We start from the raw sequence: 21,081 nt of genomic DNA on the forward strand, positions 1-21,081 counted from the left end.
TCAAGAACCACGACCGTTCGTCTGGAAGGCCGATCCCGATCACATTATCGCAGCTGTCAGGCGCGGGCACCAAACGTTGGAATCAATCCACTAGGAGAGAGACGATGAAGCTGATCCTCCGCGCGCTGCTCGCCACCGCAGCTTTCGTCGCTAGCCCCGCCGAGGCGTGCGAACGCTGGACTGAGGCGCAGGCGAATGACTGGTACGCGAAACAGTGTTGGATGGTCGGTTAGAACTACACACCGGCGAGTGCGACCAACCAGCTGGAGATGAGGCGGGAAGCGACCTGGAACCCGAGCAGATCGATCGCGAATTGGACCTGCCGCAAGGCATCGGCATGAACACGATACGCGTGTTCCTGCATGATCAGCTGTGGCAGCAGGAGCCGGAAGGCTTCAAGCGCTGCATCGGCGAATTCCTGACGATCGCCAAAGCGCACGGCATCGAGCCGCTGTTAGTGCTGTTCGGCAGCTGCTGGGAACCCGATCCCAAGCTCGTGCCGCAGCATCCACCGATCCCGGGCGTCCACAATTCTGGCTGGGTGCAAGGCCCCGGCCTGCCGGGCCTGCGCTATTGGGGCAGCCAGCGGACGCTTCATGTCCGGTCCGCCGATCTCAAGACCTTTGCTGCGCAACCGCGTCGGCTGTTCGCCTGGAGCATGGCGACGATCGACACAATCGTGCAGCCCAACGGCAAGGTCGGATATTGCGTCGTGATCAAGGATTAGCGCTATCCGTCCTATGACTGGCCGATCGGCAAGACGGTCAGGATCAGTTGCGCAAAGACGTTGCTCGGCCCCTATCCGGTGCCCGGACTGCGGCTCAGCCCCAATGTCCGCGAGGCACCGGCGATCGTTCGTGCGCCGAACGGGGAGGACTGGCTGTTATATTACGAGCAATGCGCCGGTAGCAGCTACGGCCTGCCGATGGTACCGAAACTCGCAGGCCCCGGGTATCAGGTTTCCGGCAATAGCGGTGTACCTGAATGGAACCGACACGAGATGCCGGTCGGCACCCGCCACGGCTCGACGATCGGCATCTCGCGCAAGCAATGTGACGCGATCGTCGCGGCGTTTCAGCCGCGACAATAGATCGGTTTCAGGGGCGCCGCATGGCGGTGCGGGTGTCTTCCAGCGCCAGTTCGACCAGCACGCGCATCGCGTCGCTGGCGGCAGTCGCGTCGCCTGCGGCGATCGCATCGTAGACCCGCAAATGATCGGGCATCGGATTGCGCGGTATGGCACGACCGCGCTGCTTGAACTGCGTAGTCCAGTTGACCGCCGCGCCGATGCTGGCGCTCAGCGTCAGTAACGCATCGTTGCGCGTCGCCTGCAGGATGGCGGTGTGAAAGTCGCGGTCGGCCGCACGACCGATTTCGGTCGACAGCGTATGCAGCCGCATGGCGGCGAGCGCCTCCTTCATCACCTTCAGATCGGCTTTGTCGCGGCGTTCGGCGGCCAGCCCTGCCGCCGCCGGCTCGACGATCGCGCGTAGCTCGAACAAATTGCGCACGAAATCTACATCGGGCTCACCGGCAAAGGCCCAGGCCAGCACCTCGGGATCGAGTAAATTCCAGCGGCTGCGCGGTAAAACGCGCGTTCCCGTCTTGGTGCGGCTCTCGACCAGTCCCTTAGCCATCAACACCTGAACCGCCTCGCGGTACGCGCTGCGCGATACTTCGAGTTCTTCGGCGAAGGCGATCTCACCCGAGAGAGTATCGCCGGGGGCATATTCGCCCGACAAGATCGCAAGGCCGAGTTTGTGCGCCACAGCGCCGTTCAGGCGCCGGCCGGTTCCGCGTGGTTTGCGGGTCTTTTCTGGCTCGATCTCGCTCGCAATGCCGTCGCTCATATTCGATCTCCGCTGACACATCTAACAGGGCTGTCCTCACATCGGAACGACAAACATTGCGTTTTGCACCCCTGCGTCATATGTCCGAGTAATCAGGAGAGCCAGATGACTGCCGATACTGCTACGATCAACCGCACCGAAATGGCCGCTTTTCGTTCCGTCACCGCCGAGACCGGCGACGCCGTTGGTGATGCATTTGCGGTGCACGGGCTGGCGGAGATCGATGCCGCCTGCGCTGCAGCGGATGCGGCGTTTGACGCGTATCGCGCGACCGATCGGGAAGCGCGTGCGCAGTTTCTGGAGCGCATCGCAGAGGAGATCGTCACGATCGGCGACGAATTGATCATCGCCGCAATGCGCGAAAGCGGACTCGCGCGGGGGCGGCTGGAGGGTGAACGCGGCCGCACGGTCGGTCAGCTTAAGCTGTTCGCTGGCGTGGTACGCAGCGGTGGATGGCTCGGCCTGCGGATCGACCCCGCAATGCCGGAACGCCAGCCTTTGCCGCGCCCCGATCTGCGGCTGAGAATGATCCCGCTCGGCCCGGTCGCGGTATTCGGGGCGTCGAATTTCCCGCTCGCTTTCTCGACCGCCGGTGGCGACACCGCGTCGGCGCTGGCCGCCGGTTGTCCGGTGATTGTGAAGGGCCATCCGGCCCATCCAGAGACCGGCGCGCTGGTGGCGGACGCCATCCATCGTGCTGTTGCCGCATGCGGCCTGCCAGCCGGCGTGTTCTCGCATCTCGTCGGGCCGGGCAACGACCTGGGCAGTGCATTGGTCAAGGACCCGCGCATCACCGCGGTCGGCTTCACCGGTTCGCGTGGAGGCGGACTCGCCCTGGTCGCGTTGGCGCAAGCACGTGCCGTGCCGATCCCCGTCTATGCCGAAATGTCGAGCATCAACCCGGTGCTGTTGCTGCCGGCGGCGCTGGCGGCACGCGGCGCAGCCTTGGGCACGGCATTCGTCGGATCGCTGACGATGGGCGCAGGGCAGTTCTGCACCAACCCCGGCCTTGTGCTCGCGATCGACGGCGACGGACTCGACGCGTTCGTCTTGTCCGTAAGCGATGCGCTGTGCGGAACCGAGGCGGGCACCATGCTCACTACCGGTATCCACGCTGCCTATAGCAAAGGCGTCGACACACTCGCGAACCAGAAGGGCGTCGAGACGCTCGCCCGCGGTAAGGAGGGCAATGGCGTGACGCGCGGTCAGGCGGCATTCTTCGCGACCACCTCTGATGCATTTCTGGCGGAAAAGGCGCTTGGTCATGAAGTGTTCGGTGCGTCCTCCATTCTGGTCAAATGCCGCGACGCAGCCGAATTGCAGCGCGTGATCGAAGGGCTTGAGGGACAGCTGACCGCGACGTTGCACATGGACCCGGCGGACGAACCAATCGCTGCGCGATTGCTGCCCGCGCTGGAACGCCGGGTCGGCCGCATCCTCGCCAATGGCTGGCCTACCGGCGTCGAGGTGGCGCACGCGATGGTACATGGCGGGCCGTATCCGGCAACCTCGGATGCGCGGACGACATCGGTCGGCAGTCTGGCGATCGACCGGTTTCTGCGCCCCGTTTCCTACCAGAATCTGGCACAGACCGTCCTGCCGCCCGAATTGCGTGATTACGCGACGGGCGATGGCGCACCACGGCTAATGGACGGCATTCTCAACGTCGGCTGAACCAATACGCCGCAACGACGGCAGTTGAATAAGGGGAGAGGTTTGATGGCATTCCGTTTGCTGCAGCATCGCGCCGCCAATGGCACACGATCGGTGATCGCGGCAACCGATGACGGTGCAGCATTCGTGCTCGGCGTGGCGGACATTCGAGCGCTGGCGACCTCCGCTATCGCCAGGCGCATGACGCTGGCTCAGGCGGTCGAGGCGCACGGCACGGGCGATGCGGTCGATCTGATGACCGAGCACGAAGCCGGGCGGCTGATCGCGCCGATCGATCATGACGACGATGCGCATGTCCTGCTCACCGGCACCGGCCTGACGCATCTCGGATCGGCCGAGGGGCGCGACAAGATGCACCGCGACGCCACGGCAACCGCCGTGAAGACCGATTCGATGCGCATGTTTCTGGAAGGGGTCGAGGGCGGCAAGCCGGCAGCAGGTGTAACCGGGCAGCAGCCAGAATGGTTCTACAAAGGCGATGGGTCGCAATTGGTCGCGCCGGGCGCGCCGCTGACCATGCCCGATTTCGCCAGGGACGGCGGCGAAGAACCCGAACTGGCCGGCATCTATTTGATCGGGCCGGACGGCACCCCGTTCCGCCTCGGCCTGTGCCTCGCCAACGAATTCAGCGATCACTTGACCGAGCGGCACAATTATCTGTGGCTCGCCCATTCGAAGCTGCGCCAGGCGGCACTCGGCCCCGAATTGCTCGTCGGTACGCCGCCGAGCCATGTCGAGGGCACCAGCCGGATCGTGCGGAATGGCGCGACCCTGTGGGAAAAGCCGTTTCTGTCGGGCGAAGACAATATGTCGCACAGCATCGCTAATCTGGAGGGGCACCATTTCAAATATGCGCTGTTCCGCCGCCCTGGCGACATTCACATCCATTTCTTCGGCACTGCGACTTTGTCCTTCTCCGATGTGGTGCAGACCGAGATTGGAGACCTGTTCGAGATCGAGGCCCCCCCCTTCACGCTGCCGCTGCGCAATCCGCTGGCGCGCGCCGCGCCTGCGCCGGTTATTGTAAAGGCGCTGTAATGGAGCCGATCCGCATTGCCGTGGTCGGCATGGGCAAGATCGCGCGCGACCAGCATCTGCCCGCGATCGCCGGCAACAATGCCTTCGGGCTCGCCGCAACGGTCAGCCCGCACGATCCGGGGGTTGAGGGCATCGCGCATCATCGCAGCCTCGAATCGTTGCTGGCGGAAGGCCCCGCAGTCGATGCCGTCGCGCTCTGCACCCCGCCGCAGGAGCGCTACGATCTGGCGGCGCGGGCTCTCGCCCGGGGCGTTCATGTGTTTCTCGAAAAGCCGCCAGGCGCGACGCTTGCGGAGGTCGCCGCGCTGGACGATCAGGCGCGCAAGGTCGGCGTGACATTGTTCGCCGCGTGGCATTCGCGTTTTGCCGCCGGTGTCGCCCCGGCGCGCGCCTGGCTGGCCGAACGCCGGATCGATCGTGTCGCGATCGTGTGGCGAGAAGATGTGCGCGTTTGGCATCCGGGGCAGGCGTGGATCTGGGAACCCGGCGGGCTCGGCGTGTTCGACCCCGGCATCAACGCGCTATCGATCGCGACGCATATCCTGCCGCGGCCGTTCTTCCTGAAATCGGCCACGCTGACGATCCCCGCCAACCGCGCCGCGCCGATCGCTGCCGATATCGAATTTCGCGATACGGCGGGCGCGCCGATCATGATGGACCTCGACTGGCGCCAGACCGGCCCGCAAAGCTGGGACATCATCGTCGAAACCGATGCCGGTACGCTGAAACTGTCCAATGGCGGCGCTGTGCTGTCGCTGCCGACCGGCACCGACCATAGCGAGGACCGCGAATATCCCGGCCTGTACGCGCGCTTCGCAACGCTGATCCGTGGCGGGCGCAGCGATGTCGATACCGATCCGCTGCGGCTGGTTGCCGATGCGTTCCTGCGCGGACGCCGTGAGACCGTCGAAGCGTTTCATGACTGACGGCGGCACATTCCTGGCGGTCGATTGGGGCACCACCAATCGTCGGGTGTATCGCATCACAGAAGGCGTGGTTCAGGAAACGCAGCGCGACGATCGCGGCATCCTCGCGGTCGGGCCGGGCGGCTTCGAGGCCGACGTCGCCGCCATCCGGGCGCGGATGGGCGATTTGCCGATGATCTGCGCGGGGATGGTCGGGTCAAACCGGGGCTGGGTCGATGTGCCGTACGCCGATTCCCCGGCCGATCTGGTGAGCCTGGCCGCAAAGCTGGTCTGGGCGGAACCGGGGCGCACCGCGATCGTACCCGGCGTGGCGGTCCGGGGCGCGAATTACAGCGACGTGATGCGCGGCGAGGAGGTGCAGTTGCTCGGGGCGGTCGCGGCGGGCTTGGTACCGGGCGATGCCTTTCTTTGCCAGCCGGGTACGCACTGTAAATGGGCGACGATGGCGGGCGGCGCGATCACGCATTTCGCGACCGCGATCACCGGCGAGCTCTTCGCGCTGTTGCAGAAGCACAGCCTGCTCGCATCGCAGATGATCGGGAGCGTCGCGCCGGATGCGGATTTCCTGCGCGGCGTCCACGATGCCGCCGACGATGCATTGTTGACGCGACTGTTCGGCGTGCGTGCCGATTTCGTCACGGGCTCCCGCGACGATACCGGGGCAACATCCTATGTCAGTGGCCTGCTGATCGGGACTGACGTGCGAGCGCAGCGTGTGGCGGACCGCGAAATCTTCCTGCTCGCCGACCCGCAGCTCGGTTCTCTGTATGCAGCGGCGATCCACGCCGCCGGTGGCCGCACCCACCCGATCGACAGTCAGGCCGCCTTTGTCGGTGGGATCACCCGCATCTGGGACAGCTTGCTTTGACCATGCCCGAGTACTTCAAGTCCGCCTTCGACCGCTTTCCACTCGTTGCGATCCTGCGCGGCATCACGCCCGACGAGGTCGAAGCGGTCGGCGATGCATTGGTGGTCGCGGGCTTCACGCTGATCGAAGTGCCGCTCAATTCGCCCGAACCCCTGGTTTCTATCGAACGGCTGGCGCGGCATCTCAAAGGCGTTGCGGTGGTCGGCGGGGGCACGGTGCTATCGACCGATCAGGTCTCGGCGATCGCGGCGGCGGGCGGGCAGATGATCGTGTCGCCCAACACTAACGCTGCGGTTATCGCTGCCTCGGCCTCGGCTGGCCTCGCATCTCTGCCCGGCTGCTGGACCGCGACCGAGGCGTTCGCCGCACTCGCCGCCGGGGCGCACGCGCTGAAATTCTTCCCGGCCGAGGCGATGAGTCCTGGCGTCGTGAAGGCACTGGCGGCGGTGCTGCCGCCGGCGGTGCCAAAGCTGGTGGTCGGCGGGATCACGCCCGATAACATGCAGCCGTGGGTTGCCGCGGGCGCAGCGGGGTTCGGGCTGGGCTCGGCATTGTATAAGCGGGGCGATACCGCAGCGCAGGTCGGGATCAACGCCCACGCCTTCGCCACGGCACTCGGTACGCTTGGCCTGGCCGCCTGATGGCAGCGATGTGGCATCGAGGCTTGCTTGTTGCCGCGGTCGGTACGATGGTGCTGGCCATGATGGCTTTGGCACCGGCCAATGCGCGTTAGCCGAAGGTGAATATCACCAATCCACTGCTGCCGTCCGGCTCCGATCTCTGGTTCGTGCGGCAGGGAGACACCTAGTTATACCGATTTGCGGTGATCATGACGCATGAGCCCATTGCCACATTCCGATGGATTTGATGCGTGCGGGTTGATCGACAAGCCTGTTCCAAGCGTCGCAGCACGGATCGACGATGTCGTCGTAGGATTCGAAGACACGGTTTGAGAGCCAGTTGCCGCGCATGAACTGCCATATATTCTGGACCGGATTGAGCTCCGGGCATTTGGCCGGCAACGGAACGATGCTGATATTATCGGCAGGACGAGCTTGTCGGTGATGTGCCAACCGGCCTGATCCATGAGCAGGACGGCGTGGGCCCTGGGCGCAACGGCTCGGGCGATTTCAGCGAGATGCAGATTCATGGCATCGGTGTTGCAGAACGGCAGGACGAGACCGGCACCCTTGTCGTGGGCGGGGCAGATCGCGCCGAAGATATAGGCCGAGATGGTCCGCTGGTCATGCGGCGCCGAAGGGCGCGTTCCGCGCCTCGCCTAACGGCGCGTGATCTTGTTCTTCTGCCCTACCCGCGCCTCGTCCTGGAACCATATCTCTATGCCGGTTCCTTCCGGGAGGCGTCCGCGGGCCTTTTTCAACTCGGCGGCAAAGCCCCCTTTTTGAAGGCTTCCAGCGTCTCCTTGTCCTGGGCATGATGGCGAGGCCGTGCTGAAAGCCGCGCATAGCCCAGCTTCCTCAACTCGCGGCTGACCGTCGTGTGATCCAGCGACACTGCAAACTCGTCCAAAATCCATTGAACCAGGTCGACCAGCCGCCAGCGGACGACCCCATGCACCTCCGGATCGGGGCCACTGTCCACGATCGCCGCCAGGGCCCTGCGCTGCGCGTCATCGAGCTTGGATGGGTTTCCCGGCGCCTTGCCATCGAGCAGCCCATCGGGGCCGCGCTCGTTGAAGCGGACACCCCAGTCGCGCAACGATTTGCAGCCCCACAGCGCCAAGCCTGGCCGCATCGCTCCGGCTGCCGCCCTCGTAAGTCTCCGCCAGGGCCAACAGTCGCCGACTCTGGTTCGCGCTCCTCGATCCACGCGCCAGCTGTCGTAACGTCGCTGCGTCAAAATCACCCCGCAATCCAATCGCCGATCCCATGACAATGTCCTCCTTGAGCACATCGCCAGAGTTTCGCGCCGTTCGTTTGCACGGCGGGGTAAAAACCCTGAGTCGGCAAGCTTATAAGCTTGTTCCCGAGGCTTCGCGTTGGTGATCTGGATGCGATTCAGTGCCATGACGGCGCCAGCTCCAAAGGGCTCGCCGCCACCATCAAATTGATGGTGCTGCCGATGGATTCTGGTGGCTGAGCCCAGATTCCGCTCGGCGATTTCCGCTGGGTAAGTACTGGAAAACCAGCCGCTTGCTGGACGTTTCCGGACCTCGCCGGAAACGCCCCTGGTGCCAGAAGAGGACTCCTATCGGGAACCCAAGCGGCTGATTTCCCGCGCAGATCGCCAGTGGGAAATCACCGGAACCATCAATAGCACCATCGCATCTTTTGGAAAAGGCTGGATCGTGGTGGATTCGGCCGAGTTCGTCGGAGCGGGAGGGATCTTTTAGGTACAACAAGCAGTTTAAAATGCTCCAGAAAAATAGTTTGGCGCTTACAGTCCCACACTGAACCACACAGTGTCACGTCCATCCTTGCCAAGGTTGGGGTCGAGGGTTTGAATCCCTTCGCCCGCTCCAGTTTCCTTAGGGAAATTAGTAGGTTAGCCCGATCGAGATGGGTAAGCTTCCAGCCCTTCGCCCCTGCGGGTCCACCGCGGGGCCACCGGTAGTCCTAGCTAAGCAAGGCTTAGGTCATGTGGATGGTCTTGACGACCATGCGCCGGCGACACCTGAGTCGCTGCCAAGCTGCTCGCACATGATATTATCCCGGTTGTCGTCGGCGTAGACAGCAAGACAGGCCTGCTCTGCTATGCGATACGCTTTGATAGTCGACAGGACGGGGTGTGTCACATGTCCTTCAGTGCCGTCGAGGAATTCGCCAATAGTTCCGGGGTGATCATGGCGCCATCCGTGACGAGGCGCCGCCCCTGCACGTAGTCGCGTGTCGCATTGACGCAGTCGAACGCGATGACCTTGCCAGCGCGCAGATAGCATACGCTGAAGCTGCGCGTGCTCGGATCGCCCCGAACGACCGTCGCGTCATGACCGGAGGAAAGCCCGACGGTCTGCAGCTTCAGGTCGTACTGGTTCGACCAGAACCACGGAATCGAATGGTATACGGCGTCTTCCCCCATGATGACTTTGGCCACGACCTGCGCCTGGTCGTTCGCGTTCTGCACGGATTCGACCCTTATCGCCGCTCCTTGCGCGAAAGTGTTCTCGTGAAGTGCGCAATCTCCAATCGCGTAGACATTGTCGAGACTTGTCCTGCAATGCCCGTCGACGGCGATGCCGTTGCCGCCGGCGGCGCCCGCTTCCAGCAACGGGCCGACAGCTGGCAGGATACCGATGCCGACGACGACCATCTCGGCGGGCAGGACCTCGCCATCGTCCAGCAGGACGCCTGTCACGTGGCCCCCGTCGCCTACGATACACTGGACTCTCGTGTTCAACCTGATGTCGACGCCGCGTCTGCGATGCTCGGACTCGTAGAAACGCGACAGCGGCTCGCCGGCGACGCGCGCAAGTACGCGGTCGAGAGCTTCCAGTACGGTGACCTGCTTTCCCAGCTTAGTGAGAACGGCTGCAGCTTCGAGACCGACATAGCCTCCGCCGACCACGACGGCGCGGCGCACGCCATCCAGCTCGGCGACCATCCGGTCCACGTCCGAGCGCTGACGGACGGTATGGACGCCGTCAAGATCATGTCCCGAACACGCTAACGTGCGCGGACTGCCGCCAGCAGCCCAGACCAGATTGTCGTAGCCGAAGGTGCCCCGGTTGTCCGTGGTGACGACGTAGTCTTCCGGGTCGACTATAGTGGCGCGCGACCCGAGCAGCATCGCGATCCCACGACCCTCCCAGAAGGTTGCCGGCCGTATGAGGATACGCTCGAAGCTCTTTTCGCCCGAGAGATATTCCTTCGAGAGCGGCGGGCGTTCGTACGGCAGATCGGGTTCGTCTCCGATGATCGCGATGCTGCCGGCGAAATTACCCTGACGCAGCGCGACCGCGACTTGCGCACCGGCATGTCCTGACCCGACGATCAGAACGTCGTAGTGTTCCATATTCGTATTCCCATACATCGCACTCAGGCGAACCGATCCGGTCCTAGTCCTCCGGCGCGATTGTGACCCGCATGCCGTCAAGCGCGGGCGTGAAGCGGATCTGGCAGGACAGGCGCGATTCAGTTGTCCGGTGGCCCGAACTCTCGAGCAGATCGTCCTCGTCGGCGCCGACCGGCTGTGCCGCGATCACCGTGCCATTGGCGACGTAGACGTGGCAGGTGGCGCAGGAACAGCATCCGCCGCATAGCGCCAGCAGCTCGTCGACTCCGCCATCGCGGATGATTTCCATCACGGAATGACCAACCTCGGCCGTCAGCTCCAGTTCTTGGCCGGTGCGCGTGCACACGACGATCTTGGACATGCCTATTTACCTTTCCAAATGGACCATCCGCATCCTAGGCTAGCCCAGCCGAGCGGGTTCGCCATCGGGTACTGGAGCGGACGAGGATGCGGAGGGGCATCGACGCGGAGCCGACGGCTCATGGAGTGTCCGACCACCGCGACGCCCACCCTCATGCCCGGCTGCTGACCGCGCCGCGAGGTGCGCCGGCCTCCGGGATCGCATCGGAAGTCTGCGGCCAGCCTGCCGCCCGGCCGAGTACGCCGCGCGTCCAGGCATGTCCGCGCCACGCGACATACTGGTCCGGCCGTATGAGGGTGAGCAAGGCTGGATAGAGCAGACCAGCCTCGGCTTCCGTGAGGAAGACGACCGTGAGCGCGAGGTTGAAATGGCGCGCGTCGCCCTTGGCGCGTTCGACCGCGAGCGACGGAGCGTCGAGCCGGCAGATCAAGGTGAACTCCGGCCCGAAGGCGTCGTAAAGCGAGCTCCCGTCCGCACGCCACACATGGGGCGCCAGGCAGCCGGGCTCGCTGGATGGCACGTAACGCGGCGCGGTTTTTCCGTCGAAAGGCGGCGAGCTCGCGCCTTCGGGAAGGAGCGGGGACTCGCGGTAGCATCCTCCCAGGACGGTGCCGAGCGTGTGGAATTCCCGCGTCTTGGTCGCGACGATCCGTTCCGCCAAGGCGGAAAGAGCATGCTCGCCTTCTGGGGTGTCGCTATCGATATCGTCCGAAAGCAGGTCATTCGAGAGGACCGTGTGGTTGACCTCCGCCTCCGCAATGACCTCCTCGTGGATCGCGCGTCGTTCGACCTCGTAGCTATCCAGCAGCAGCGATCCTCCCCAGCCTCGCAGCGTCCCTGCGAGCTTCCACCCCAGATCGACGCCATCGGCGACGCCCATGTTCATGCCGAAGCCGCCAAACGGCGGGTGCAGATGGCAAGCGTCGCCGACAAGCAGGATGCGACGGTCGCGATACCGGTCGGCGATCAGGCTGCTCGCGACCCATTCGTCGCTGCTAAGGGTCTCATATGGGAGATCTATGCCGGTCGCGTCACGAATCAGTTCTGCCGCCGATTCCTGAGAGAGCTTGAACCCATCGGGTAGCCGCGTCGGCATGAAAAACCACACGTCGTCCTTGTCCATCGGACCGATCAGACTCGGTGCGACGCGGTTCAGCTGCCAATACATGCTGCCGGGGCCGTGCTCGTGCGCTTCCGCCAAGCCGGGCGCGCGGAACACGATGTTGTAGTTTCGAGACAGACCGTAGGTGCCGGACATCTTGGCACCGATTAGGTCCCGGATCAGGCTCCTGGCGCCGTCCGCTCCGACAAGATACTCCGATCGTATCACGAACGTCCGCTGGTCGATTCGGTCTTCGAGCGTGACCTCTACGCCATCGTCGTCCTGCAGCGCGCTCACGAACTCTGTGTTGAAGCGCATCGTGACGCCGGGCAAGCTAACCGCGTGTTCCCGCAGCACCTGTTCGAGCTTGTACTGCGGAACCCATTGGCCATGCTCGGGATAGAGATCGTTCCGCTGCGGGTTACAGTTCGAGGCATCGCTGATGACGGTGATCGAGCGTCCACCGAGCCGCGTGACGAAATGGATGTTCGACGGATACTCGACGCCGAACGGGGACACCTCGGCGAGCTTGTCGGCGATGCCCCAGCGCCGGAGGTGGGTGCGCGTGCGCACGTTGGTGGTCTTGGCGCGCGGGGCATACCCCACCCGGTCGTTCCGTTCGGCGATTATGCAGGTCACGCCGCGCGAACCGAGTTCGATCGCGAGCGCCAGACCGCTCGGGCCCGCTCCCACGATGAGAACCTGCGGGTTTCTCGACGCGTCAAAAGGATCCCCAGAATCGCCCATTTTAGCGCACCGCTCCCAGCATTGGAGCGGCACCTGGGAAGGGCGCTCCTGCGTTCCGGCATCTGAATCGTGCCGCCGACGGTAGTAAGATGGCCGCAGGGATAAGGAATGATGGCGATTTGTGCGAAGTGCTACCGTTACGCTATCACCTTCGCGATGGCCGGCGCGTCGGCATCCGATCGGTTCAAGGCCGCGCGCCGGAACAGATCTGCGAGATGTTCCGCAGCCGGAGTGAGTGGCAGCGACGAGCGCGTCACGATGAAGATGGGGGGTGCCACCAGCTGCTCCCGGACCTCGATCTGCTGCAGCAATCCGGTAGACTGGGTCAGGCGCACCCATTGCTGCGGGAACATCGCCAGCAGGTCCGAGGACGATGCGGCGGCGAGCATGCTCAAGGCGGTGTGCGCACGCACCGCGATCTTGGGTTCAGGCAGTCCATGACTGAGGAACAGCGGGGTTAGCTCGGCCTCGTGGTCCGCGGTAACGGTGGTCGATACCCAAGCGGCGCCCGTCAGCTCGCCAAGTGATCGCGCCTTGAGCAGCGGATGGCCCGGACGTGCCATCACAACCCTGCTGTTCTCGAACAGCTTCTCGTTCTTGAACTCGCCGGAACGATTGACCTCGTTCGCCATGGTGTCCTCGCAGACCGCGCCCACGTAGAAATCCATCGCCCCTTCTCGGATGGCGGTGGCCATCATCGGGAAGAGGCCCTCCCGGATCTCGAGCAGTACGTCGGGATAGCGCTTGTGGAAGGATTGCATCACCCGCGGCAGGAGCGCGATGTGCGACGCCGTCGATAGTCCGACCGCGACGGTGCCGGTGGTCTGTCCACACATTTGCCTCACCTCCTCGCACGCCCGGTCGAGGTCGCGCTGGAACGCGGAGACGCGACGACAGAAGGCCTCTCCCACTGGAGTGAGGATCATTCCCGTCGTGCTGCGTTCGAAGAAGGTGGCGCCCAATTCGTGCTCGAGCTCGCGGATGCTTCGGGTGATCGCCGGTTGCGCGAGTCCGAGGTGCCGGGCCGCCCTGCGCAAGCCGCCTTTCTCGGCGACGGTCACGAGATCTCGAAGCTGTGTCATCTTCACCGGCGTTACCTCTCAAGCATCGCTTTTAATTTTTTGCCATCATCCCTTATCGCGAACGGGGCGATATCAAAATAGCCAAGTGGCCATGCGAGCCGCTCGCCCGAATGCGTCATCTTGTCGCCGTGGGCCGAATCGAGGGGATGACCGATGCGTATCGAACTGCTTTCAGGCGTGGCGCTGATGACGTTTGCGAGCGCAGGCGTCGCGCACGCGCAGACAGTCCCGCCGACTTCGACCACGACGCAGGCGCCCTCCGCCGCATCAGGTGATCGAGGGGCGGGTCAGGTGCGTCCTTCCGAACCGACTGCGGCGGGAACCGATGCCGTGGCGCAGTCGACCGGAGATGGTCTGGCCGACATCGTGGTGACCGCACAGCGCGTCAGCGAGAACAGCCAGAAGGCAGCGGTCGCGATTAACGTCGTGGGCGGCGCAGATCTGCTGAAGGGCGGCGTCAGCACGGTCGATCAGCTAAACACCCTGGTGCCTGCGCTGACCGTGCAATCCGCCGGTTCGTTCAACTTCTTCTTCCTGCGCGGCGTCGGCAATTTCGCGGCCGGACCGAACACCGACCCGGCGGTCGCCTTCAATTACGACGGCGTCTATGTCGGCCGTCCGACCTCGGCGGCGGGTACGTTCTACGATCTGGAACGGGTCGAAGTGCTCAAGGGACCGCAGGGCACTCTCTATGGGCGAAACGCCACGGGCGGCGCGATCAACGTTCTGCCGGTCCAGCCGAAGATCGGCCAGCTCTCCGGCTTCGGCTCGGTCAGCTATGGCAACTACAACTCGATCAACGCCCAAGGCGCGGTCAACGTGCCCCTCGGCGAGGAAGGCGCATTCCGGGTCGCCGGCAATTTCGTAAAGCATGACGGCTATCTGTCGGATGGCCAGTCGGACGAGGACACGCAATCGTTGCGGGTTCAGATGAAGGCGAAACTCACGCCTGACCTGACGGTCCGCGTGTCGGGGGACTACGCCCATACCGGCGGCGCCGGGGCCGGCTACACCTACATCGACGCATATACCTACAATCCCGCGCTGACGACCCTGCCGCTTGGGCAGCGCTTCACGATCACCCCATCCAACCTCAGCCTTTCGGAGGGATCGTTTTCGCCGGCCTCGCAGGCCTTCCGGCAGACCCGGCGTGCCGGGCCCTCCGGTCGCAATCTCGACGCGCAGACCGCCTATCCGTTCCAGCACAACGACTTCTATGGCGCGAATGCCGAGATCAACTACGAGACCGGCATCGGGACACTGACCGTCGTTCCCGCTTGGCGGGCGTCAACGCTCAACAATCTGGGCGGCATTGGGTTCTCGGTGCTCACGGGCGAGAAGAGTGAACAGCATAGCGTCGAGGCGCGTCTTGGTAAGACTGGCGTCGGGATATTCGACTACAACGTCGGCTTGTTCTATTATGACGAGTACGTGAAGGAACACACGTTCGTGAACCAGTCGTCACTGGCCAATCAGCAGGACTTCACGACCGGTACCAAATCCTACGCGGCCTTCGGTCGGCTGACCGCCCATCTCGGCGACCGTCTGCGGGTGGTTGGCGGCATCCGGTATACGCAGGACAACAAGAACTTCGACGGCACCTCTTCGAGCTTGGTGCTGGTCTGCGTCGTCCCGACCGGCTGCCCGAATGCTGCGTTGTTTCAGCTCTACGGCGACTACAGGAACTTTCCGTATCCAATTCCGCCAGCAGGTGTCCGAGTCGGCCCTGGCCCGGTTCCCGGAACGATCCTGTCGCGCACCGACAACGCGGTCCACGCCATCCAGAAGATTGGAAAGCCGACCTATCGCGGCGCCGTTGAAATCGACGTCACGTCGCGTTCGCTGGCCTATGCAAGCGTAGAAACCGGCTATCGGTCGGGGGGCTTCAATCTAGCAACCGGATATGAAACCTTCAATCCGGAATACATAACGGCCTTCACGATTGGATCGAAGAACCGGTTCTTCGACAATCGCGTCCAGCTGAACATCGAAGCCTTCTACTGGAAATATCGCAACCAGCAGGTATCGCACGTCAGCCTGGATCGCGCAGGCACGCAGGGACGTTTCACGGAAAACGTCGGCAGTTCGACCATCAAGGGTGCCGAGGTGGAGGGGAAGTTTCTTCTGACGCCAAAGACTCTGCTCAATGCCGACGTCCAGTACCTCGACTCGGTTTACGAGAACTTCGTCTATCAGAATCCGGTCGGGACCTCGCCGCCCTATACGACGTGCGGTGTCGCCCTCTCGTCCAACCCGGCGTTCTATAACGTGGACTGCTCCGGCAAACCCGGTTTCAACTCGCCCAAATGGACGATCAACCTGGGCGCACAGCAGACGTTCAACGTGGGCGACTACAAGGTCGTCCTTGGCGCGGATACGCAGTACAAGTCGAGCTATTACATCTCGTTCGACTATCGCCCGTCGCAACTGATCGGCCCCGTCTGGCGTAGCAACGCGACGATAAGCTTCGGCAGCATCGACGACCGTTGGAACATATCGGGCTTCGTGCGCAACATCGAGGGCGATCGCACTCCGATGGCAGCGTCCACCCAGCCGTTCGGTCTGTTGGAGGTGGTCATCCCCACCGCGCCACGCACCTATGGAGTGCAGATTAATGGTCGTTTCTGATACCCACGAGGATCGTCGGGGTGCGCGCGAGGGGGATGTCACGGTCGCCGTCGCCAGCGGGCTGCTACGTGGACGAATTGATGATGGGATCGCTGTTTTCAAGGGTATCCCCTACGGCGGCGATGTAAGCGCCGCGCGGCGCTGGCGGCGCTCCAACCCGGTCGCGCCATGGGCCGGCGTCCGCGACGCGGTCGACTATGGTCCCCGCGCGATCCAGCCGGAATCCGCCGACATGCAGGTCACCACGGACCTCATTGAGGATCTGATGGGGCATGGCGAGCCTGCCGATGGGAAGTGGCGACGCCAGAGCGAGGAATGCCTTACGGTGAGCGTCTGGGCGCCGGCCCCGATCGAGGATCGGCGGCTACCGGTTCTGTTCTGGTGTCACGGCGGCAAATACTTCGGTGAGACGCCACCGGTGTGGTGGTTCGACGGCACCGACCTGGCGCGCAGGGAGAATGTCGTCGTCGTCTCCGTGCGACACCGTGTCGGCGCGCTTGGCTTCCTCCATCTGGCAGACCTGCCAGGCGGGTCTGCCTACGAGGGTGCCAGTAACGTTGGAATGCTCGATCTGGTCGACGCGCTGACATGGGTGCGCGACAACATCGCCGGCTTTGGCGGCGATCCGGGCAACGTCACCATCTTCGGAGAGTCGGGTGGCGGCCTGAAGGTCTCAGTGCTGCTCGGCATGCCGGCTGCCGCCGGACTGTTCCACAAGGCTATCATCCAGAGCGGCTCGCAACTCGAAGCGCAAAGCCGGAAGGACGGAGCTGCCAATACCCTGGCGCTCATGTCGGAGCTGGGATTGGAGCCCCACGACATCGATGGCCTGCTGTCTACGCCTGAGGAAGCGCTTGTCGCGGCGCAGATTAGGCTCGCTCCCGGACTCGCGACACGCGCCACCAAACCTCGATTGGAATTCGAGCCGGTGCTGGATGGAAGCGTCCTGCCGGAACAGGCACTGGGTCTGGCGGGATGTGCGATCAGCGCCACAGTGCCGTTGCTGGTCGGAACGAACGAGAACGAGACGACGTTCTTCTTCTCCGGGGTACCCGGCGTCCACGAGATGGGCGATGGACAGTTTCAAGGCATTCTGGGCGGCATGCTCGGTGCCAACGCCCAACGGATCATCGCGACGTATCGCGCGAGCCGTCCCGAGGCCTCGACGAGCGAACTGTTCTTCGCCATCACCCGGGACTTCATGTTTTGGCGCAAGGCGGTCGGAATGGCCGAGCAGCGGATCGAGGCCAGTGCGGCACCGGTCTTCATGTACCTGCTGGGCTTTGCCACCGACATTGCGGGCGGCAGCTACGGCACGCCGCACATCCTCGACCTCCCGCTGGTTTTTGCTCGGCCCGATCATCCGATCCTGGGGAGCGATCCGGCGCGCTACGCCGTGTCCCGCCAGATGTCCGGTGCCTGGGCGGCGTTCGCACGCACCGGTCATCCTCAGACGCCGATGTTGCCGCAATGGCCGGCTTACGACCTCGCGACGCGAGCGACATTGGTCTTCGCCCACGAGCCAAACGTGCAGACGGATCCTCGGCCTGAGGAAAGAGTCGCTTGGTGAAGTGGCGTAACGCTTGGTCACTGCCTGATATTCGGGCAGTCGCGGGATGACCGGCGCAGGCGCCGAGCCTATAGACGTCGCCGGCTCGCGAAGTGGTCGGCGGCGCGAGAACGATCTATCGGAGGGGCTGGAGTTTTTCATGTTGTTGCCACGATGATCAGCTTTCGGGATAGGATGGACGCTGCTCCGCTGGGCTGGCTGCAATGGGCGGTAGCGGTCATGGTCACCGCCATACTGTTCCTCGACGGTCTCGACTATCAGATCGCCGCTTTCGCGGCGCCCGCGCTGATGGCGGAATGGTCGCTGACGAAGCCGGAATTCGCGCCGCTGCTAGCCGCCGCGATGATCGGCATGGCTATCGGCACGCTGATCGGCAGCTGGGCGGGTGACCGCTACGGGCGTCGGACGGTGCTGGTGGCGAGCGTCGCCTTCTTCGGCGCGATGACGCTGGCCTGTGCCGCCGTCACCGGGCCTAAAATGTTTCTGGCGGTCCGCCTGATCGGCGGTCTGGGACTCGGATCTGCATTTCCCCTGGCGATGGCGATGATGAGCGAATGGATGCCGCGACGGGTGGCGGGCAAGGCGATCAGCATCATGACGATCGGGATACCCGCGGGCATAATCGTGGGCGCTATGGCGGCCGGGTGGCTGCTGCCGCAATTCGGCTGGCGCACCTTCTTCGCGGGTACAGGCCTGCTCACCGTGGCCGCTTCGGCCATCCTGCTGTGGAAACTGCCTGAATCCCCCGCGTACCTGATCCTCAAGGATCGCCAGGCACAGGCACATGCGCTGCTTCATGCGAACTGGGGCGCACCTGTCGGAGACGGCGTCGAAGGATTCCAGCTTGAGACGCGCGTAGCAGGCGACGGCAGGTTGATGACCGGCGACAACGCCCGGGTGAATGTCGGTCTGTGGCTGAGCGGCGTAAGCGTCAATGTGGCGACCTACGGCATCGCTGGCTGGCTGACGGTGATCCTGGTCGGGTTTCAACTGCCCCTCCAGAGCGCGGTACGCGGCCAGATGATCTATAGCTTCGCCGCAATTGGCGGAACGCTCTGCCTCGGGTGGTTCATCGCCCGCTGGGGATCTCGCGTGGTCATGCTGGCGCTTGCACTCGGCGCCTCGACCGTGGCCATTGCGATGAGCCTCGCGATCCACATGCTGCCGGTGGGCACGGACCTCTTCCGCCTGATTTTCATAGGGCTAGCCGTCGCGGGCTTCTGCATCGGCGGCGTGATGGCAGGCAACTTCGTCGTTGCGGCCCAGGCCTATCCCACGCCCATTCGAGCCCGCGGCATCGGTCTTGTCGCCGCTGTCAGCCGCATCGGAGCGATCCTGAGCAGCTTTGCGGGCGGTGCCGCGTTGGCCCTCGGGCAGGGAGGCGCGTTCTTCGCGATGGTCGCTGTGCTGGTGTTGACCGCGGCAGTGGGCGTGGAGATCATAGATAGGCATCTGCCAAGGCGGGCCCTGGTGGCAATTCCCAAACAGACAGCGGCCACGTTCAACGCATAGGTTTAAGGACATAGCGAAGTTGTCGCGCACGACTCGATCGATGAGTCGTTGGGGCATCGGTCGGCGCGGGCCGCTTCAAGGGCTCGCGATCGACCCGTCAAAGCTCGCGAAGTTCCTCTTCAGGGATAGGCAGATGGCCAACAATCCGAAGTATGAAATCACGATGGATGTGACGCGCAAACTCTTGACCATCAGGGTTTCCGGATACTGGAACCAGGCCCTTCTCGATGACTATAAGGCCGTGATCACGGCTAAGTTGGCGGAACTGGGGTCCAGTACGCCGGAACTTCGTGTTCTGGTCGATGTACGCGAACACGGTGTGCAAGCACAGCATATCGCCAACCAGATGCAGTCTTTCCTAAAGGTCATCGGCCCTCGGGTGGGCCGGGTGGCTGTCATTGTCGACAGCGCATTGCAGAAGATGCAGACGCGACGGATCAACCCCGCGGGCGGAGACGGCATCTTCGGGAGCGAGGATGATGCAACGTCATGGCTCTTGGCCGGGTGACCCGACACGCCCCTGCAGTCAGCCGGTGACCAAGGTCGGAGCCGCGACTATTGCCTGGATTCATTCCAATCCCGCCTTCAACTGCAGATACGCGAAATTGAGTTTGCCCGCCATTTGGCATCGCACCAAGTTGTTGGCTGACCCCGGGACTGCAGTCTCAAAGACGGGCCGGCCCCAGGACGAACCCGATATCGTGGCCATCGGCCCTTGCGTCACTGTGCCATCAACGGCCGCTCACATGAAGGAAATGCGATGACAGACGCGGAGAGCACACCCGGCTCCACTCAATCGGTGGAGACCGGCAACGACGTCGCCGTGGTGACGCAGGTCGTGCTTGCGGAGCGTCAGTGCCGCGATCGGGGCTGGTGGGACCAGATGGCTGCGCAATATTGGCCCGACTCCAACGTTCGACTAAGCTGGTACACTGGCGACGGCGCGGGCTTCGTGGCCGGCTCTCAGGCGATGGCTGCCAGTGGTGAGGTGTCGTATCACCGCGTGTTTGCCCCCGTCGTGCATCTACGGGGAGACAGGGCCCTGGTCGAGGTGCCGGTCGCGTTGCGTCTTGAGGTTCAGGTCGACGAAGTATCCGGTGACCTCGTCTCGTATATGCGGCTTCCTTACCGCCTCGAGCGCCGCGGCGGAATCTGGCGCATAGTGTCGCTCGATGCGATCTACGAATATACGACGCTGACGCCATTGGTCCCGGGTCAGGTCATCAACATACCCGTTGGCGAACTGGCGCCGTACCGGTCCAGCTATGCGATCCTCGCGTGGAATGCTGCGCGTTTGGGGAACAGCCTAAAAGACGACGATTTCGGTGACGATCGTCCGGAGGAAATCGCCGCGCTTTATGCTAGCGCCTCGGTTTGGTTGCATGCGGCGTCATCCACACCGGTTTAGGCGACGCAAGCGGGACCGGTTTTGACCGACAAACGTATCGCCGGTAGCATTCTTACCGACGTCAGATAGTCGGTCACTTCCGGCAACCTCTCTCCTCCCCAAAATTTGTCGCCACAGAGGTTTTCGATACGCAGAAGCTGTATCGCCCAAAACAGGTCCGCCATCGTCACCCGATCTCCAAGAAGCCAGGGCGACGACCTCGCAGCGAGTTTTCCCCGCAATCGTTCAAGCGCCGTCCTGACCGAGCTATAAGAGGTGGCTCGGTTTGTTTGAACAGACCCGCGTGCTCGTTAAGTGGAGCGTCTGCCGGTTCATGCCGCTGCGAGAAGCGGTTGGTTGAAGT

The 21,081-nt window shown here is 63.5% G+C and carries 15 protein-coding genes and 3 pseudogenes; 11 read left to right on the forward strand and 7 right to left on the reverse strand.

The annotated features are described in order from the left end of the window. Positions 1-104: 104 nt before the first annotated feature. A pseudogene (locus ACVWZA_RS21625) lies at positions 105-1,090 on the forward strand (hypothetical protein). Between the two features lie 7 nt (positions 1,091-1,097). Here ACVWZA_RS21625 and ACVWZA_RS21630 read toward each other — a convergent pair. Beyond that, positions 1,098-1,850 (reverse strand): FadR/GntR family transcriptional regulator, encoded by a 753-nt coding sequence (locus ACVWZA_RS21630; protein WP_457313513.1) that lies wholly within the window; start codon positions 1,848-1,850, stop codon positions 1,098-1,100. A 105-nt stretch (positions 1,851-1,955) separates the two neighbouring features. Here ACVWZA_RS21630 and ACVWZA_RS21635 point away from each other — a divergent pair, with 105 nt between their 5' ends. The 5 genes from ACVWZA_RS21635 to ACVWZA_RS21655 are packed head-to-tail and all read left to right on the forward strand — an operon-like array spanning position 1,956 to position 6,997. Further along, on the forward strand, positions 1,956-3,524 hold the full coding sequence (locus tag ACVWZA_RS21635; RefSeq protein WP_457313514.1) for an aldehyde dehydrogenase (NADP(+)): 1,569 nt from the start codon (positions 1,956-1,958) through the stop codon (positions 3,522-3,524). Positions 3,525-3,569: 45 nt separating this feature from the next. After that, positions 3,570-4,562 carry an AraD1 family protein gene (araD1, locus tag ACVWZA_RS21640; protein WP_457313515.1) on the forward strand — a complete coding sequence of 331 codons (993 nt, stop codon included), beginning with the start codon at positions 3,570-3,572 and terminating at the stop codon, positions 4,560-4,562. Continuing rightward, entirely contained in the window at positions 4,562-5,488 is a 927-nt protein-coding gene (locus ACVWZA_RS21645; protein WP_457313516.1) for a Gfo/Idh/MocA family protein, read from the forward strand. Before araD1 ends, ACVWZA_RS21645 begins: the two co-directional genes overlap by 1 nt. Beyond that, a complete protein-coding gene (locus ACVWZA_RS21650; protein ID WP_457313517.1) occupies positions 5,481-6,356 on the forward strand; it encodes a 2-dehydro-3-deoxygalactonokinase in 876 nt (291 codons plus the stop codon). The genes ACVWZA_RS21645 and ACVWZA_RS21650 overlap by 8 nt, the downstream gene beginning before the upstream one ends. 2 nt (positions 6,357-6,358) lie before the next feature. Beyond that, entirely contained in the window at positions 6,359-6,997 is a 639-nt protein-coding gene (locus tag ACVWZA_RS21655; protein ID WP_457313518.1) for a 2-dehydro-3-deoxy-6-phosphogalactonate aldolase, read from the forward strand. Positions 6,998-7,183: 186 nt separating this feature from the next. Here ACVWZA_RS21655 and ACVWZA_RS21660 read toward each other — a convergent pair. The 5 genes and pseudogenes from ACVWZA_RS21660 to ACVWZA_RS21680 form a co-directional block, all read right to left on the reverse strand. Next, positions 7,184-8,247, reverse strand: a pseudogene (locus ACVWZA_RS21660) (IS630 family transposase). 860 nt (positions 8,248-9,107) lie between these two features. Next, positions 9,108-10,328 carry an NAD(P)/FAD-dependent oxidoreductase gene (locus ACVWZA_RS21665; protein WP_457313519.1) on the reverse strand — a complete coding sequence of 407 codons (1,221 nt, stop codon included), beginning with the start codon at positions 10,326-10,328 and terminating at the stop codon, positions 9,108-9,110. 43 nt (positions 10,329-10,371) lie between these two features. Beyond that, positions 10,372-10,689, reverse strand: coding sequence for a 2Fe-2S iron-sulfur cluster-binding protein (locus tag ACVWZA_RS21670; RefSeq protein WP_457313520.1), 318 nt, complete (start codon positions 10,687-10,689; stop codon positions 10,372-10,374). Between the two features lie 151 nt (positions 10,690-10,840). Beyond that, positions 10,841-12,538 (reverse strand): FAD-dependent monooxygenase, encoded by a 1,698-nt coding sequence (locus ACVWZA_RS21675; protein WP_457313521.1) that lies wholly within the window; start codon positions 12,536-12,538, stop codon positions 10,841-10,843. A gap of 137 nt (positions 12,539-12,675) precedes the next feature. Next, on the reverse strand, positions 12,676-13,620 hold the full coding sequence (locus ACVWZA_RS21680) for a LysR substrate-binding domain-containing protein (RefSeq protein WP_457313527.1): 945 nt from the start codon (positions 13,618-13,620) through the stop codon (positions 12,676-12,678). A gap of 153 nt (positions 13,621-13,773) precedes the next feature. On the opposite strand from ACVWZA_RS21680, the gene ACVWZA_RS21685 reads away from it, so the two are divergent. The 5 genes from ACVWZA_RS21685 (at position 13,774) to ACVWZA_RS21705 (ending at position 20,738) form a co-directional block, all read left to right on the forward strand. Beyond that, on the forward strand, positions 13,774-16,248 hold the full coding sequence (locus ACVWZA_RS21685) for a TonB-dependent receptor (RefSeq protein WP_457313522.1): 2,475 nt from the start codon (positions 13,774-13,776) through the stop codon (positions 16,246-16,248). Further along, positions 16,235-17,818 carry a carboxylesterase/lipase family protein gene (locus ACVWZA_RS21690; RefSeq protein WP_457313523.1) on the forward strand — a complete coding sequence of 528 codons (1,584 nt, stop codon included), beginning with the start codon at positions 16,235-16,237 and terminating at the stop codon, positions 17,816-17,818. Before ACVWZA_RS21685 ends, ACVWZA_RS21690 begins: the two co-directional genes overlap by 14 nt. Positions 17,819-17,992: 174 nt before the next feature. Beyond that, entirely contained in the window at positions 17,993-19,330 is a 1,338-nt protein-coding gene (locus tag ACVWZA_RS21695) for an MFS transporter (protein ID WP_457313524.1), read from the forward strand. Positions 19,331-19,463: 133 nt separating this feature from the next. Further along, entirely contained in the window at positions 19,464-19,838 is a 375-nt protein-coding gene (locus ACVWZA_RS21700) for a hypothetical protein (protein WP_457313525.1), read from the forward strand. A 252-nt stretch (positions 19,839-20,090) separates the two neighbouring features. Beyond that, on the forward strand, positions 20,091-20,738 hold the full coding sequence (locus tag ACVWZA_RS21705) for a nuclear transport factor 2 family protein (RefSeq protein WP_457313526.1): 648 nt from the start codon (positions 20,091-20,093) through the stop codon (positions 20,736-20,738). Here ACVWZA_RS21705 and ACVWZA_RS21710 read toward each other — a convergent pair. After that, positions 20,735-20,977: pseudogene (locus ACVWZA_RS21710) on the reverse strand (glutathione S-transferase C-terminal domain-containing protein); the annotation flags it as partial. The gene ACVWZA_RS21705 and the pseudogene ACVWZA_RS21710 overlap by 4 nt on opposite strands. Positions 20,978-21,081 lie beyond the last annotated feature (104 nt).

The sequence above is a fragment of the Sphingomonas sp. UYAg733 genome, from assembly GCF_054057355.1.

Excerpts from the sequence above, each read along its gene's own strand:
- ACVWZA_RS21630 (WP_457313513.1), bottom strand. The coding sequence starts at position 1,850 with ATGAGCGACGGCATTGCGAGCGAGATCGAGCCAGAAAAGACCCGCAAA.
- ACVWZA_RS21635 (WP_457313514.1), top strand. The coding sequence starts at position 1,956 with ATGACTGCCGATACTGCTACGATCAACCGCACCGAAATGGCCGCTTTT.
- araD1 (WP_457313515.1), top strand. The coding sequence starts at position 3,570 with ATGGCATTCCGTTTGCTGCAGCATCGCGCCGCCAATGGCACACGATCG.
- ACVWZA_RS21645 (WP_457313516.1), top strand. The coding sequence starts at position 4,562 with ATGGAGCCGATCCGCATTGCCGTGGTCGGCATGGGCAAGATCGCGCGC.
- ACVWZA_RS21650 (WP_457313517.1), top strand. The coding sequence starts at position 5,481 with ATGACTGACGGCGGCACATTCCTGGCGGTCGATTGGGGCACCACCAAT.
- ACVWZA_RS21655 (WP_457313518.1), top strand. The coding sequence starts at position 6,359 with ATGCCCGAGTACTTCAAGTCCGCCTTCGACCGCTTTCCACTCGTTGCG.
- ACVWZA_RS21665 (WP_457313519.1), bottom strand. The coding sequence starts at position 10,328 with ATGGAACACTACGACGTTCTGATCGTCGGGTCAGGACATGCCGGTGCG.
- ACVWZA_RS21670 (WP_457313520.1), bottom strand. The coding sequence starts at position 10,689 with ATGTCCAAGATCGTCGTGTGCACGCGCACCGGCCAAGAACTGGAGCTG.
- ACVWZA_RS21675 (WP_457313521.1), bottom strand. The coding sequence starts at position 12,538 with ATGGGCGATTCTGGGGATCCTTTTGACGCGTCGAGAAACCCGCAGGTT.
- ACVWZA_RS21680 (WP_457313527.1), bottom strand. The coding sequence starts at position 13,620 with ATGACACAGCTTCGAGATCTCGTGACCGTCGCCGAGAAAGGCGGCTTG.
- ACVWZA_RS21685 (WP_457313522.1), top strand. The coding sequence starts at position 13,774 with ATGCGTATCGAACTGCTTTCAGGCGTGGCGCTGATGACGTTTGCGAGC.
- ACVWZA_RS21690 (WP_457313523.1), top strand. The coding sequence starts at position 16,235 with ATGGTCGTTTCTGATACCCACGAGGATCGTCGGGGTGCGCGCGAGGGG.
- ACVWZA_RS21695 (WP_457313524.1), top strand. The coding sequence starts at position 17,993 with ATGGACGCTGCTCCGCTGGGCTGGCTGCAATGGGCGGTAGCGGTCATG.
- ACVWZA_RS21700 (WP_457313525.1), top strand. The coding sequence starts at position 19,464 with ATGGCCAACAATCCGAAGTATGAAATCACGATGGATGTGACGCGCAAA.
- ACVWZA_RS21705 (WP_457313526.1), top strand. The coding sequence starts at position 20,091 with ATGACAGACGCGGAGAGCACACCCGGCTCCACTCAATCGGTGGAGACC.